Raw genomic sequence first — 14792 nt, 5'->3', positions numbered from 1 at the left:
GTTCAGCTCCCGACGTAACTGGCGCAGCATTTCTTGAACTTCTGCCCGCTGGCGCAGGGGCAGGGGTCGTTGCGCCCGGCCTTCAACCCGACCGTAGGGTCGATGAAGTACCAGCGCCCGGCATGCTGGACGAACGCCGAGCGTTCACGCTGCTGGTGGTCGCCCTCCTGGTCGTGCCAGCGTGCGGTGAAGGTGACAAAGCCGTGTTCCGGTTGGCCGCCGAGTACTTCAGCGCTTTCTACCTCCAGGCCCAGCCAGGTGCTCTGGGCGCTCCAGGCGGCCATGGCGGCACGGTCCAGGTCGGCTTGTTGCGCGGGCAAAGTGGTGGCCACCAGGTAGTCGACCAGGCCCAGCACGTAGGCACTGTAGCGTGAGCGCATCAGCGCCTGGGCATCGGGTGCCGGGGTGCCGGCATGGTAATGCCCACAGCAGGCATCAAGCAGGTTGCCACTGCCACAAGGGCAGACCGAGACACTCATCATCACCACCAGTACTTGCCGAAGTTTTCAGGGTTGGCCCAGAACCTGGCGTTGAGCCAGTCCGGGACCTGCTTGTAGTCATGTAGATCATAGGTGAACAGGCTCAATACCTGTTGGTCACGGCAGAATTTCTCGCTGGCCGACAGGGCCAGGGCGAAAAAGTCGGTGTCTTGCCAGCCGCAGGCGGCCAGGTCGGCCAGCACGGCAACCCGGCTGGCATTGAGGTTGCGGATGCCGCCGAGCAGTTCCAGGCCCGTGCGTTTGGGCAGGTGCTCCAGGCAGTCCACCAGCACCGCCAAGTCAAAACGCTGGGCCGCAAGTTCGGCCGGAAGCGGGCCAGGGGCCGCCGTGGCGATGCTCACCTGCGGGTGTGCCGCGGCGAAGGCGTCGAGCGCTGGGAAGCGTGTGCCCACCAGCAGCAGGCGTTGCGGGGTGAAGCGCTCCAGCAGGGCTGCCAAAGCCTGCTGCGGCGTACGTTGGGAGAAACCTTCGGTCATTGCCAATCCTCGTTCAAGTCGTCCAAGACTAGCGGGCCGCAGCCTGCGGGCAAAGAGGCATGTGACCGCGACGTGGCTTATTGCTGGCAGGGTTGGAATGCGCGGTCTTTACTCCCAGAGATCGGCCTTATGCCGATTCCCCCTAGGAGAAGCAATGAAATGAGCATAGTACGCACAGCGATACCCCTGGTACTGCTCACCAGTGTGTTGACTGGTTGTGCAGGTTTGCAAAAAACCGACTGGCCGAAATGTGCCGCCGTCGGGGGTGTAGGCGGCGCCGCCTTGGGCGCTATTGAAAGTTCCAGCTGGGCTGGCTGGGGCGCGTTGCTGGGCGGTGGCCTGGCGGCGGGTTACTGCTGGGCCCATGGAGATGGCGACGAGGATGGCGACGGCGTGCCGGACAGCCGTGACAAGTGCCCTGGCACCCCGCGTGGGGTGCAGGTCGATGCCAACGGGTGCCCGCCTGAGCCGGCAGCCGTGGTCGAGGAAGTGGTGGTGCAGAAAGAAGAGGTCATCGTCATCCGCGATGTGCACTTCGAATTCGACTCTGCGAAGCTGACCGCCCGCGACAAAGAGCGCCTCAACACCATTGCCACGCGCCTCAAACAGGAAGCGCCATCCGCCCGCCTGAGTGTCAGCGGCCACACCGACAGCGTCGGTTCCGACAGCTACAACCAGAAACTGTCCGAACGTCGTGCCCACTCGGTGACCGATTACCTGGTCGAGAGCGGCGTACCGCGCAGCAGCTTCGTTTCGGTGGTCGGTGCCGGTGAAACCCAACCGGTGGCTGACAATGCCACGGCCGAAGGGCGTGCCATGAACCGTCGTACCGAGATCAAGATCCAGCGGTAACACGGCATGCGCCCGTGCCTTGAGCGGTGGCACGGGCGCGTGTTGATGCCGGTCAGCCGTTTGTGGCCAATGACACAGGAGCATTCAGCATGAGTGTGACGTCGAAGGCGGCATTGCCGCTGTTGGTGGCTGCCAGCCTGCTCGCGGGCTGCGCTACCCATAGCGATGGCAGCGCGCCCCTCAACCAAAGGACCTGGCCCATCTGCAGCCTGTTGGGCGGCCTGGTCGGTGGCGGCCTGGGCGCTATCGAAAGTTCTGCCTGGGCCGCAGGTGGCGGCGCCCTGGGCGCCATTACCGGGGGGCTGATCTGCTATGCCCAGGACGGTGACGAAGATGGCGATGGTGTTTTCGACCGCCGCGATCGTTGCCCCGACACCCCAGCCAACACGGCGGTCGACCACATGGGTTGCCCGTTGAAGGTGTATCCGGCAGCCCCCCCTGCTACCGCACCCGAACCGGCACCTGAAGTCATCATCCTGGATGACAACGGCGCGGTGATGTTCGCCTTCGATTCCGCCGACCTGACCCCGGCGGCCCAGCAACGGCTGCAAGGCCTGGTGGCGAAGCTCAACTCACCGACGGTAGCCAAGGTCGCGGTGATCGGGCACACCGACAGCGTGGGCTCCGACACCTACAATCAGGCGCTTTCCGAGCGCCGTGCCAGCAGTGTTGCTGAGTACCTTATCAGCCAGGGCCTGGAGCCCGGCAAGGTCACCAGCCAGGGGCGTGGGGAAAGCGAGCCGGTCACCGACAACGAAACCGAGGAAGGCCGCGCGCGCAACCGACGGGTGGAGCTGCACCTCAACTGAGCGGTGCTGGCGCCTGCCTTGGCATTGCAGTTAATGTGGGGCGCACGGCCCGCTCGATCGGGCCGTCTCGACATAACAACAATTGATAGGGGCGGGGTATGAAGTTCATCCTGGGCCTGGGCAAGGTCCTGACGGTCGCTTTCTGGGGTGTGGTGTTGTTCAATCAGCTGTTGCCACAACCTTTGCCCTTCAATCTGCTGATCAATGCCGCTGGTATCTTCCTGCTCGGCCTGCACCTGCTCGAAGTACTGTTCTTCAATGGCAGCCTGCGTGGGCGCAGCCACCGCTGGTTCGACCGATTGCAGATCCTGTTGACGGGTATCTTCCATGTCATGTCCATTCCCCGTGCGCAGGAGGCGCCTCGAAATGCGTAATCTGATGTTGCTGGCCATGTTGGCCACTCCCCTGGCTCAGGCAGAAAGCCTGGAAGTCGCCGCCAATTCCATGCTGCGCCTGCCCGACAAATCGGCCAGCGTGCACTTCACGCACTTGCGTGTCGCTGATTCGGCAACCCTGCTGCTGCCTGCCTCGCTTGCGCAATTGAAGGTCGATCAGCTGGAACTGGGGCGTGATGCGCGTATCGCCATTGCACCTTCCGATAGCCCGTTGCTGATCGAGGCGCGCAGCGCCAGGTTGGGCGAAGGCAGTGAGTTCAGTGCTCCAGGGGCCGCCGGTAGCTACCAGCGGCCAGCCCGCTCGGGCCGCAGTCTGGACCTGAAACTGGCTGAGCTGGATGCCGAGCGGGTGGCGATCGATGCCCGTGGCGGCGCCGGTGCGCCGGGGTACGTGGGGCTTGATGGTGCCAATGGCCAGGCAGGTGGTTGCACATGGGGCCAGGCCAGTCGCGGTGCCAATGGCGATAATGGCGGCAACGGGCACGATGGTGCCCCGGGTGGGCGCATTCGTCTGAGCCTGCCGCAAGGGTTCCCGCAGGAGCACATTGTGGTGCGCCTGGATGGCGGCGCACCGGGCAAGGCCGGGGCGGCAGGCAAGGCGGGTAAAGGCGGAGCGAGTAAAGGTTGCCTTGTGTACAGCACCGACGCCGGGGCCAATGGCCGGCCGGGGCAGCCGGGCCAGCCAGGGTTGGCGGGGGCCGCGGGTGAGTTGATCCTGCAGCGCTTGTGAACCTTTTTGAGATGCCTCTCGGCCGCGAAGTGCTCGCCGGGGCGTTTGCAGCGCCTATGCGATCGAGCGCCGCCCGCGCGGCGCATCGCGAGCTGTGCTCGCTCCTACGTTTGTTTCAGGCCACTTACGCCTGTGGCAGGGGCGCGCGACCGCCTGGTCTGTACGGCGCACTATCGAGCCAGGCACCAAGGCGTCCGCGTGTAAATCGCGCAGGATTAATTGGCCCGAAACAAACGTAGGAGCGAGCGCAGCTCGCGATGCGCCGCGCGGGCGGCGCTCGATCTATGCCCCACCGCACAAATCAGCTGTCAGATCCTCAGGCGCGAACTGGCCACTGCAACCACAGCCAGCCCCAGCAGCAGATTGATCCCCACGATCCGCCGAATCCGCCCGAGTACTGCCGCACCCGTCGGCCAGTCCTCGGCTTGCACCGCCGTCTTCAGCTCGGGCAACAGCAACGCCTGAATACGCATGAACAAGGCAAACATGGCGATCCCACCGCCGATCATCACCTGCACGTACTTGGGCGCAGTCTCCAAGCCGCTGAAGCGCATGTGCAACATGCCGATACCACTTATCGCCAAGATCGCCACGGCCAGCCAGACCCAGCCGAAGAAGCGTCGGAAAACTTCCACCCACAGGCGCAGGCGCGCAGGCCCTTCAAGGGCTGTAACCGTTGCCGGGCGCAGCACTAGCCAGGCGAAGAACATGCCGCCGACCCATACCAGGGCAGCCAGAACATGCAGTGTGTAGGGCAGGGCAAAGGCAAGCATCCGGATCTCCATGCGGCATAATGGGCAATAGCGGGGTATGATAGCCGCCCCGTGTGAAACACTGAAAATATATCCAGCCCTTCGGGCGCCTGCAGACCATGATCAGCAACGAACTCAAAGCCACCATCCAGGGCGCCTATTCGCGTTTTCTCGAAGCCAAGAGCCTCAAGCCGCGCTATGGCCAGCGCCTGATGATCGCCGAAGTGGCCAAGGTGCTTGGCGACATCGCCTGCGACGATGAAGGCCGCCGTGCCGGCGAGCCTGCCGTGGTGGCAGTCGAGGCGGGCACCGGTACCGGCAAGACCGTGGCCTACAGCCTGGCAGCCATCCCGGCCGCCAAGGCCGCCGGCAAGCGCCTGGTGATCGCCACCGCGACCGTGGCCCTGCAGGAGCAGATCGTTTTCAAGGATCTGCCCGACCTGATGCGCAACAGCGGGCTCAACTTCAGCTTCGCCCTGGCCAAAGGCCGTGGCCGCTACCTGTGCCTGTCCAAGCTCGACATCCTGCTGCAGGAAGGCCATGCCCAGTCGGCCACCGCCCAGCTGTTCGAGGAAGAAGGCTTCCGCATCGAAGTCGACGAGCGCAGCCAGAAGCTGTTCAACAGCATGATCGAGAAGCTCGCTGGCAACCGCTGGGACGGTGACCGTGACAGCTGGCCCGAGGCCCTGGAAGACCAGGACTGGGCACGGCTGACCACCGACCACAGCCAGTGCACAGGCCGCCACTGCCCGAACTTCCAGCAGTGCGTGTTCTACAAGGCCCGCGAAGGCATGGGCAAGGTCGATGTGATCGTCACCAACCACGACATGGTGCTGGCCGACCTGGCCCTGGGCGGTGGCGCGGTGTTGCCCGACCCGCGCGATACCCTGTACGTGTTCGACGAAGGCCATCACCTGCCAGACAAGGCCATCGGTCATTTCGCCCATTATTCGCGCCTGCGCTCCACCGCCGACTGGCTGGAACAGACCGCCAAGAACCTGACCAAACTGTTGGCTCAGCACCCGCTGCCCGGTGACCTTGGCAAGTACATCGAGCAGGTGCCGGAGCTGGCGCGGGAAGTGCGCACCCAACAGCAGTTCATGTTCACCCTGTGCGAGCAGGTGGCAGACTTCCGCCCCAGCGAGGATACCGAAGGCCGCGAACGCCCGCGTTACCGCTTCGAGGGCGGTGTGGTGCCAGAGCAGATCCGCGAAGTGGGCATCGAACTGAAAAAGGGCTTTGCCCGTCTCAACGACCTGTTCACCCGCCTGGCCGACCTGCTCAAGGAGGGCATGGACGGCGAGGTCAATATCGGCATCGCCAGCCATCAGGCCGAAGAGTGGTATCCGCTGTTTGGCAGCCTGGTCACCCGTGCCCAAGGCAACTGGGAACTGTGGACGGCCTTTACCGCCGAGGACCCGGAAGACAGCCCGCCCATGGCTCGCTGGCTGACGCTGGCCGAGAGTGGCGCACTGTTCGACATCGAAGTTAACGCCAGCCCCATCCTCGCCGCCGAAATGCTCCGCCGTAGCCTGTGGAGTGTTGCTCACGGTGCACTGGTCACGTCGGCGACGTTGACCGCGCTGGGCAAGTTCGATCGTTTCCGCATGCGCTCGGGGTTGCCGCGCGATGCCGTCACCTGCGTGGTGCCCAGCCCGTTCGTGCATGGTGATGCCGGCCTGCTGCGGGTTCCCGACCTGCAGGCCGACCCCCGCGATGCGGCGGCGCATACGGCGGCGATCATCCGTGAACTGCCAAACATCGTCGAGGATGCCCGTGGCGCGCTGGTGCTGTTCTCGTCACGCAAGCAAATGCAGGATGTGTTCGACGGCCTGGATCGTGATTGGCGCAAGCTGGTGCTGATCCAGGGCAACCTCTCCAAGCAGGAAACCCTGAACAAGCACAAGGCGCGGGTCGATGATGGCCAGCACAGCGTGTTGTTCGGCCTGGCCAGCTTTGCCGAAGGTGTCGACCTGCCAGGTGCGTACTGCGAGCATGTGGTCATCGCCAAAATACCTTTCTCCGTGCCCGACGATCCGGTGGAAGCCGCTTTGTCGGAGTGGATCGAGGCTCGTGGTGGTAACCCGTTCATGGAAATTGCCGTGCCCGACGCCTCGTTGAAGTTGATCCAGGCCTGCGGCCGCCTGCTGCGTACCGAGCAGGATCGCGGCGTCATCACCTTGCTCGACCGGCGCCTGGTCACCCAGCGCTACGGCAAGGCTATTCTCAATGCGCTGCCGCCGTTCCGGCGGGAGATTTCCTGACCGCCGGAGCACTTGCTCCGGCGCGTTGTCCATTACTCAGTCTTGGGCCATGACGGCCCTGAAGGAGAGCCCCAGCCTTATGGTCCGCCGTACCCTGCCCGCCGTTTTCGCCCTGTTGTTCAGCTCGCCCTTGCTGGCCGGGCAACAGACGCTGTTCAGCTTCGTGCGCCCGGCCTCGGTGGTCAACGTGGCGACCGAAGATGCAGGCATGCCGCAGTACAACGCGGAGCAAACGGCCGAGGGCGAGGTGCTGCGCCGTGTGGTGTTCAACCCGGCCCCGCGACCGACCTTGCGTCTGAGCCCGCAAGGCGGGGTGTGGGACTGGTCGGCCGGGCAGTTCCTCACCTTGCGCCTGCAAAGTGCCATGGACTGGGCACTGACTGTTGATGTTACGGTGCAAGGCAGCGATGGCCGCACCTTGACCAGCCGCATCGACCTGCCGGCCGGCCCTGCGCAAACGGTGATGGTGCCACTGACGGCCAGCTCGCCGTTGAGCCAGGGCATGCGCGCCGGCCCTCCCATGCCCTGGAACCATGGCGGCCAGCGGCTGCTACTGACCAGCAGCGCTGGCGCGGTTGACCTCAAGCAGGTGACCTCGGTCAGCCTGAGCATCCCCAACCCCAAGGTGGCGCAGAACCTGCTGATCGAACGGGTGGGCATCCAGGATGACGACCAGGCCTACCAGGCGGCTTACCACGAGTTGATCGATGCCTACGGCCAGTCCACCCGCGCCAGCTGGCCAGAGAAGGTCGCCAATGACGATCAACTCAAGGCGGCCGATAAGCGCGAGCAGCAACAGCTCAAGGGCTGGCTGGCTGAGCGTGACAAGCAGCAACTGGACAGCTACGGCGGGCTTGTTGCCGGGCCGGCGTTCGAGGCCAAAGGGTTTTTCCGTACCGAAAAGCGTGATGGCCGCTGGTACCTGGTAACGCCCGAGGGGCACCCGTTCTACTCCCTGGGGGTAAATGCGATAGCTGCAGACGGCGGGCGTACTTACGTCGCCGGCCGTGAAGGCATGTTCAAGGCATTGCCGGGTGAGGGCGAGGCATTGGCGGCATTCTATGGCGAAGGCAACAACGACGATGGCAATGCCTCGTCGCAAGGGCGCAATTTCAAGCAAGGGCGCTGGTTCGACTTCTATGCTGCCAACCTGCAGCGTACCTACGGTAAACCCTGCCCACCGGCCCTGGAAGGGCAGCCAGCCAACTGCCCGCCGCTGGTACTGGATGCTGCCCGCTGGCAGGCGCATGCGCTCGACCGATTGCAGGCCTGGGGGTTCAACACGATCGGCAACTGGAGCGAGCCTGCCCTGGGCCAGGCCAAGCGGATGCCCTACACCTTGCCGCTGTCGATCGTGGGAGACTACGCCAGCATCAGCACCGGCATGGACTGGTGGGGCAGTATGCCCGACCCGTTCGACCCACGTTTTGCCATGGCTACAGAGCGCGCCGTGGCCATTGCCGCCCGCGATCACCGCGACGACCCTTGGCTGATCGGCTACTTTGCCGACAACGAGTTGGCGTGGGCTGCCCCCGGTAACGACCCCAAAGCCCGCTATGGCCTGGCCTATGGCACCTTGCGCCTGACCACCGACGTACCGGCCAAACGCGCCTTCCTCAAGCAGTTGCGCGACAAGTACCGTAACCAGGAGGGGCTGTCCAAGGCCTGGGGCATCGAACTGACCGCCTGGGAGCTGATGGAAGACCCGGGCTTCGAGGCACCGCTACCCAACCCGCAATACCCGGAAATCGAGCGCGACTACCAGCACTTCCAGCAGGTGTTCGCCGAGACTTACTTCAAGACCATTGCCGACTCGTTGAAATGGCATGCCCCCAATCACCTGCTGCTGGGTGGCCGCTATGCGGTCAGCACGCCGGAGGCGGTCAAGGCCTGTGCCGAATTCTGCGATGTGCTCAGCTTCAACTTCTATACCCTCAAGCCGCAGGACGGCTACGACTTCGCCCGCCTGGCCGAGCTCGACAAGCCGGTGCTGGTGTCCGAGTTCCAGTTCGGTTCGCGCGATCGCGGGCCGTTCTGGCCAGGGCCGCTGGAGGTGGCGCGGGAAGAGGACCGTGGCCCGGCCTATGGCAACTTCCTCAAGGCGGCCCTGGCGCAGCCGATGATCGTGGGTGTCCACTGGTTCCAGTACCTCGATCAGCCAGCTAGCGGCCGCCTGCTCGACGGCGAGAATGGGCACCTGGGATTGGTCGCGATTACGGATATGCCCTACCCAGGGTTTGTCGACGCTGTGCGCAAGAGCAACCTGCAGGCCGTGAGCCAACTGCGTACCCAGCTGGAAAAGCCGGCGCCTTGAGTGCAGGTTACCGTTCGTCGCGACCATTTGGCCCAAGCCAGTTTGCAAAACACCCAACTACTGAAACAATGCACACCTTTTTTGAACATGGTCGTACGGGGTACAGCGGGTGCAGATCCAGGGTCACTATGAGCTGAAGTTCGAAGCCGTGCGCGAAGCCTTTGCCGCGCTGTTCGATGATCCCCAGGAGCGTGGCGCCGCGCTGTGCATCCAGGTGGGTGGCGAAACCGTCATCGACCTGTGGGCCGGCAGCGCCGACAAGGACGGGCAACAGGCTTGGCACAGCGACACCATCGCCAACCTGTTTTCCTGTACCAAGACCTTCACCGCCGTCACTGCCCTGCAACTGGTGGGCGAGGGCAAGTTGGCCCTCGATGCGCCAGTGGCCAACTACTGGCCCGAGTTTGCCCAAGCGGGTAAGCAGTCGATCACCCTGCGCCAACTGCTTAGCCACCGTGCCGGCCTGCCTGCCATCCGTGAACTGCTGCCAGCCGAAGCCCTGTATGACTGGCAGACCATGGTGGATGCCCTGGCCGCCGAGACACCTTGGTGGGCTCCAGGTACGGAACACGGCTATGCCGCCATCACCTACGGCTGGCTGATCGGCGAACTGATTCGTCGTGCCGATGGCCGTGGTCCTGGCGACTCGATCGTGGCCCGCACCGCCCGCCCGCTTGGGCTGGACTTCCATGTTGGCCTGGCAGATGAAGCGTTCCACCGCGTGGCGCATATCGCCCGTGGCAAGGGCAACCCCGGGGATGCCGCCGCGCAGCGCCTGTTGCAGGTGACCATGCGTGAGCCCGAGGCGTTGTCGACCCGTGCCTTCACCAACCCGCCAGCCATCCTGACCAGCACCAACAAGCCGGAATGGCGGCGTATGCAGCAGCCGGCGGCCAATGGCCATGGCAATGCACGCAGCCTGGCGGGTTTCTATGCCGGGCTGCTGGACGGCAGCCTGCTCGAGTCCGAACTGCTCGATGAACTGACCCGTGAACACAGCCTGGGCCAGGACCGTACCTTGCTCACCCAGACCCGTTTCGGCCTCGGCTGTATGCTCGACCAGCCCGATGTGGCCAATGCCACCTTCGGCCTCGGCGCACGTGCCTTTGGCCACCCCGGTGCCGGTGGCTCGGTCGGTTTTGCCGACCCGGAGCACGATGTGGCGTTCGGCTTCGTGGTCAATACCCTCGGCCCTTATGTGCTGATGGACCCACGAGCCCAGAAGCTGGTGCGTGTCCTTGCCAGTTGCCTTTGATCGGGTAATGCGGGTATTGCCCCAGCCCTTTGACTATCCTCAATGCCAACGCCCTTTGTGTGTGGGCAAAATTTCTTTTAATTTCATGGTGTATCGCTGATGTCTTCACATAAAACCTTAGCACTCGCCCTGTGCCTGACCGCCGTTACCGGCTGTGCCAGCCACTCCCCGGAAGGCTCCAAGGCAGGTGGCTCCAGCTGGTGGCCTTTCGGTTCGGACAAGGTCTCCGAGCAGGAAGTGAAGGCAGCCGTCACTGAGAACGTGGCCAAAGCCGATGCCAAGTCTGAAAGCGCCAGCCGCTGGTGGTGGCCGTTCGGTGGTGATGACAAGCAAGCCAAAGGGCCTGTGGTGCCGAAGATCGACCAGAAGGCCACTCAGGCCTGGCTGGACGAGTACGAGCCCAAGCTGCGCGAAGCCATCAAGGACAGCAAGCTGGAGCTGGAGCGTCGCGACAATGTGTTGGCGGTAACTCTGCCGGTAGACAGCTCGTACAACCCTGACCGCCCGAACATGCTGCTGCCCATGACACTCGGCCCGATCACCCGAGTGGCCAAGGCCGTCGAGGGTGACCCGAAAACTGCCGTGCTGGTGCTCGGCCACGCCGACAGCAGCGGTGTTGCAGCTGCCAACCAGAAGCTCAGCTTGGAGCGCGCCGCGTCGGTATCGGCCATTTTCCGCCTCAGCGGCCTGCAGCGTGACCGCCTGACCCTCAAGGGCATGGGCTCGGTGATGCCACGTGCCGCCAACGACAGCGCCGAAGGCCGTTCCCTGAACCGCCGCGTTGAGATGTTGCTGACCCCGCAGAACACCATGGTCGCACTGCTGGCCAAATATCAGCAGGCCGGCCCGGCACCTGCGCCGGCTTCGATGGTTGCGGTTCAGGATGCCAAGGCACCGGCTGCCAAGGCCGCCGACAGCAAGCCAGCCGCGAAGAAGCCAGTGGCGAAAAAAACAGCAGCCAAGGCCAAGGCTCCAGCCAAGACCACCGCTAAGAAAAAAGCCGCGCCGGCCAAGCCAGCCGCCAAGAAAGCTACCACTGACAAGAAAGTAGCTGCCAACAGCCCTGCGAAGACCAACTGATCGTCAAGGAACGCAGCAATGACCCAATCCCTGGCCGATATGCGCCGCGACTATACCCGTGATGGCCTGGCCGAAGCCCAGGCTCCGGGGGAGCCGTTCGCCCTGTTTCACCAGTGGTTTGCCGATGCGGTGAAAACCGAGCAGGTACCGGTGGAAGCCAACGCCATGACCCTGGCCACTGTCGACGGCGAAGGCCGCCCGCATTGCCGTGTGCTGCTGCTGAAGGGGCTCGACACGCGTGGCTTTACCTTCTTCACCAACTACGACAGCGCCAAGGGCCAGCAGCTGCAAGCCAACCCCTTTGCAGCCATGACCTTCTTCTGGCCGGCGCTGGAGCGCCAGGTGCGCATTGAGGGGCGGGTGGAAAAGGTCACGGCCAAGGAGTCGGACGACTACTACCAGGTGCGCCCGCTGGGCAGCCGCCTGGGGGCCTGGGCTTCGCCGCAGAGCCGGGTGATTGCCGGGCGTGAAGAACTGGAGGGGCTGGTCAAGGCAACTGAGGCGCGCTTCTCGGACACCCAGCCACATTGCCCTGAGCATTGGGGGGGGTACCGTTTGCTGCCTGAGCGCATCGAGTTCTGGCAGGGCCGGGCGAGCCGCCTGCATGACCGGCTGAACTATCGGCTGGTCGATGGGCAATGGCAGCGCGAGCGTCTGGCACCCTGAAAACGTTGGGGCCGCAAAGCGGCCCCAATACTTGACCGGAGGCTACCCCACATACCCCGCAGCCTCCCGCTCCAACCATCCTGGCAACTGTTTGCGCCCCACCTTTTCCACCCGTGCTTGCTCCAGCCGCTGCAGCATATACGCGCGCTTCCCCGCATCCGCCCCCGCCAATGACAACGCCAGGTCACGGTCCATCCAGCGGCGCATGCGCACATACAACCACCCGTGAAAATACAGCCCTGCAACGGTGGTGACCACGACGATGAAGTAATCCATGGCTATCCTTGGTCTCACTTGAAAGGCCTTCGACACAGCCCGGCGGCTGTACCCTGGCTGAATGAAAACAATTTTATTACGTTTGTACCGTGACAGCCGTCAATGTGCAGCGTCTAATGAGCACCTGACTTATGGAGACTTTACCTATGCGTAAATCCGCTTTGCTGATGGCGACTTTTACCACCCTGTCGCTGCTGCTGGGGGGCTGTGCCTCAAGCCTGACCGGTGATAGCTACTCCCGTGACGAAGCCCGCCGCGTGCAAACCGTGCGCATGGGCACCATCGAATCCCTGCGCCCGGTCAAGATCGAGGGTACCAAGACCCCGATCGGTGGTGGCGCTGGCGCCATCGTGGGTGGCGTTGCCGGTAGTGCCGTAGGCGGTGGTCGTGGCAGTATCGTGGCAGCTGTTATCGGTGCTGTTGCCGGCGGCCTGGCCGGGTCCGCTGCCGAGGAAGGCCTGACGCGCACCCAAGGCGTCGAGATCACCGTACGTGAGGACGATGGCAGCATGCGCGCCTACGTTCAGGCCGTGCAGGAGAACGAAATCTTCCGCGTGGGCGACCGTGTACGCATCATGACCGTTGACGGTACCAGCCGCGTTTCGCACTGACCGTAGCGCAGTAAAACAAAACCCCGACCTGGCGCATGCCAGTCGGGGTTTTTTGATGCTTGCAGTTGGCCTCTTCGCGGGCTTGCCCGCGAAGAGGCTCTCACAGGCCATTCAGATTCAAAGGCCGAGCATATCCCGTGCCACTGCCTCGGCAATGCGAATGCCATCGACACCCGCCGACAGGATCCCGCCCGCGTAGCCGGCCCCTTCACCTGCCGGGAACAGGCCTTTCAGGTTCAGGCTCTGGTAATCCTCACCCCGGGTAATCCGCAATGGCGACGAGGTACGTGTCTCGATCCCGGTCAACACCGCGTCATGCAGGTTGTAACCCTTGATCTGCCGGTCGAATGCCGGCAATGCCTCACGGATTGCCTCGATGGCGAAGTCCGGCAGGCTCGGCGCAAGGTCGCCCAGGGTCACGCCCGGCTTGTAGGATGGCTCGACACTGCCCAGCGCGGTCGAGGGCCGACCCGCTACAAAGTCGCCTACCAATTGCGCAGGCGCCTGGTAGTTGCTGCCCCCCATCACATAAGCATGGGCTTCCAGGCGCTCTTGCAGCTCGATACCGGCCAGCGGGCCACCCGGGTAGTCTCGCTCCGGGTCGATGCCGACGACGATGCCGGAGTTGGCGTTGCGTTCGTTCCGCGAGTACTGGCTCATGCCGTTGGTCACCACCCGGCCCGGCTCGCTGGTAGCCGCAACCACGGTGCCGCCCGGGCACATGCAGAAGCTGTACACCGAACGGCCGTTCTTGGCGTGGTACACCAGCTTGTAGTCGGCCGCGCCCAGTTTCGGGTGGCCGGCGTACTTGCCCAGGCGCGCCTTGTCGATCAGCGTTTGCGGGTGTTCGATACGGAAACCGACCGAGAATGGCTTGGCTTCCATGTACACGCCTTTGGCGTGCAGCATGCGGAAGGTGTCGCGGGCGCTGTGGCCCAGCGCCAGGACCACATGGCGCGAATGCAGCTGCTCGCCGCTCTCCAGCACCACGCCGGTCAGCTGGCCGTCTTCGACCAACAGGTCGGTCACCTTCTGCTGGAAGCGTACTTCGGCACCTAGGGCGATCATGTCCTGACGCATCTGCTCGACCATGCCGGTGAGGCGGAAGGTACCGATGTGTGGTTTGTTGATGTACAGGATCTCGTCGGGCGCACCGGCCTTGACGAACTCTTCCAGCACTTTGCGGCCGTGGTGCTGCGGGTCCTTGATCTGGCTGTACAGCTTGCCGTCAGAGAAGGTGCCGGCGCCGCCTTCGCCGAACTGCACATTGGACTCGGGGTTGAGTACGCTTTTGCGCCACAAGCCCCAGGTGTCCTTGGTGCGCTGGCGTACTTCCTTGCCACGTTCAAGGATGATCGGCTTGAAGCCCATCTGTGCCAGCAGCAGGCCGGCGAAGATGCCGCAGGGGCCGAAACCGACCACGATCGGGCGCTCCTGCAGGCCTGCCGGGGCCTGGCCGACGAACTTGTAGGTGACGTCCGGCGCCGGGCCGATGTTGCGATCGTCGGCGAACTTGCTGAGCAATTCGGCTTCGTTGCTGGCTTCCAGGTCGATGGTGTAGATGAACAGCAGTTCGCTGTTCTTCTTGCGCGCATCGTAGCTGCGCTTGAACAGGTTGAAGCTGAGCAGTTGCTCGTCGCGGATGCCCAGGCGCTGGACGATGGCTTCACGCAGGGCTTCGTCGGGATGGTCCAGGGGCAGCTTCAGTTCGGTGATTCGTAGCATGGCAGGGTCCAGTATCCCGGCCATGGGCGGCCGGCGGCTTTACACAAACCGCCAAGTATAAGCTGTTCGCCGCCCTGACTGGCAGGA

General features: G+C 63.8%; 15 protein-coding genes. 10 read left to right on the top strand and 5 right to left on the bottom strand.

The window, feature by feature from the left end:
* Positions 1 to 2: 2 nt before the first annotated feature.
* Both ACF8MI_RS11895 and ACF8MI_RS11890 read right to left on the bottom strand, forming a co-directional pair.
* Positions 3 to 479 carry a YchJ family protein gene (locus ACF8MI_RS11895; protein ID WP_060497856.1) on the bottom strand — a complete coding sequence of 159 codons (477 nt, stop codon included), beginning with the start codon at positions 477 to 479 and terminating at the stop codon, positions 3 to 5.
* Positions 480 to 481: 2 nt separating this feature from the next.
* Positions 482 to 976, bottom strand: coding sequence for a DUF6231 family protein (locus ACF8MI_RS11890; protein ID WP_060497855.1), 495 nt, complete (start codon positions 974 to 976; stop codon positions 482 to 484).
* 159 nt (positions 977 to 1135) lie between these two features.
* Between ACF8MI_RS11890 and ACF8MI_RS11885 the strand changes: the two genes are divergently transcribed.
* The 4 genes from ACF8MI_RS11885 to ACF8MI_RS11870 all read left to right on the top strand — a co-directional run bounded on the left by ACF8MI_RS11885 (position 1136) and on the right by ACF8MI_RS11870 (position 3762).
* On the top strand, positions 1136 to 1828 hold the full coding sequence (locus tag ACF8MI_RS11885; protein ID WP_016713781.1) for an OmpA family protein: 693 nt from the start codon (positions 1136 to 1138) through the stop codon (positions 1826 to 1828).
* An 89-nt stretch (positions 1829 to 1917) separates the two neighbouring features.
* Positions 1918 to 2637 (top strand): OmpA family protein, encoded by a 720-nt coding sequence (locus ACF8MI_RS11880; RefSeq protein ID WP_060497854.1) that lies wholly within the window; start codon positions 1918 to 1920, stop codon positions 2635 to 2637.
* Between the two features lie 98 nt (positions 2638 to 2735).
* Entirely contained in the window at positions 2736 to 3011 is a 276-nt protein-coding gene (locus ACF8MI_RS11875) for a DUF1145 domain-containing protein (RefSeq protein WP_060497853.1), read from the top strand.
* Entirely contained in the window at positions 3004 to 3762 is a 759-nt protein-coding gene (locus tag ACF8MI_RS11870; protein ID WP_060497852.1) for a hypothetical protein, read from the top strand. Before ACF8MI_RS11875 ends, ACF8MI_RS11870 begins: the two co-directional genes overlap by 8 nt.
* Before the next feature lie 308 nt (positions 3763 to 4070).
* Here ACF8MI_RS11870 and ACF8MI_RS11865 read toward each other — a convergent pair whose 3' ends face one another.
* Positions 4071 to 4535, bottom strand: coding sequence for a CopD family protein (locus ACF8MI_RS11865; protein WP_200929144.1), 465 nt, complete (start codon positions 4533 to 4535; stop codon positions 4071 to 4073).
* Positions 4536 to 4633: 98 nt separating this feature from the next.
* Here ACF8MI_RS11865 and dinG point away from each other — a divergent pair, with 98 nt between their 5' ends.
* From dinG to pdxH, 5 genes are all read left to right on the top strand, one after another.
* A complete protein-coding gene (dinG, locus tag ACF8MI_RS11860) occupies positions 4634 to 6778 on the top strand; it encodes an ATP-dependent DNA helicase DinG (RefSeq protein ID WP_019096578.1) in 2145 nt (714 codons plus the stop codon).
* A gap of 79 nt (positions 6779 to 6857) precedes the next feature.
* On the top strand, positions 6858 to 9092 hold the full coding sequence (locus ACF8MI_RS11855; protein ID WP_164524181.1) for a beta-galactosidase: 2235 nt from the start codon (positions 6858 to 6860) through the stop codon (positions 9090 to 9092).
* Positions 9093 to 9201: 109 nt separating this feature from the next.
* Complete coding sequence (locus ACF8MI_RS11850) at positions 9202 to 10347, top strand: serine hydrolase domain-containing protein (protein WP_060497849.1); 1146 nt, start codon at positions 9202 to 9204, stop codon at positions 10345 to 10347.
* Positions 10348 to 10446: 99 nt separating this feature from the next.
* A complete protein-coding gene (locus ACF8MI_RS11845) occupies positions 10447 to 11427 on the top strand; it encodes an OmpA family protein (RefSeq protein WP_164524183.1) in 981 nt (326 codons plus the stop codon).
* A gap of 18 nt (positions 11428 to 11445) precedes the next feature.
* Positions 11446 to 12093: a pyridoxamine 5'-phosphate oxidase gene (gene pdxH / locus ACF8MI_RS11840; protein ID WP_016713790.1), complete on the top strand. Its 648-nt coding sequence runs from the start codon at positions 11446 to 11448 to the stop codon at positions 12091 to 12093.
* Between the two features lie 42 nt (positions 12094 to 12135).
* On the opposite strand, the gene ACF8MI_RS11835 is transcribed toward pdxH, so the two are convergent.
* Entirely contained in the window at positions 12136 to 12369 is a 234-nt protein-coding gene (locus ACF8MI_RS11835) for a hypothetical protein (RefSeq protein WP_104833309.1), read from the bottom strand.
* Between the two features lie 146 nt (positions 12370 to 12515).
* Between ACF8MI_RS11835 and ACF8MI_RS11830 the strand changes: the two genes are divergently transcribed.
* Positions 12516 to 12980, top strand: a complete 465-nt coding sequence (locus tag ACF8MI_RS11830; RefSeq protein WP_060497846.1) for a glycine zipper 2TM domain-containing protein — start codon at positions 12516 to 12518, stop codon at positions 12978 to 12980.
* 117 nt (positions 12981 to 13097) lie between these two features.
* Here ACF8MI_RS11830 and ACF8MI_RS11825 read toward each other — a convergent pair whose 3' ends face one another.
* Positions 13098 to 14705 (bottom strand): NAD(P)/FAD-dependent oxidoreductase, encoded by a 1608-nt coding sequence (locus ACF8MI_RS11825; protein WP_016713793.1) that lies wholly within the window; start codon positions 14703 to 14705, stop codon positions 13098 to 13100.
* Positions 14706 to 14792 lie beyond the last annotated feature (87 nt).

The organism is Pseudomonas sp. yb_9, assembly GCF_043103635.1.
Taxonomy (GTDB): Bacteria; Pseudomonadota; Gammaproteobacteria; order Pseudomonadales; family Pseudomonadaceae; genus Aquipseudomonas; species Aquipseudomonas monteilii.
The sequence above is the reverse complement of the archived record's forward strand: the minus strand, read 5'-3'. Positions and strand labels throughout refer to the sequence as shown.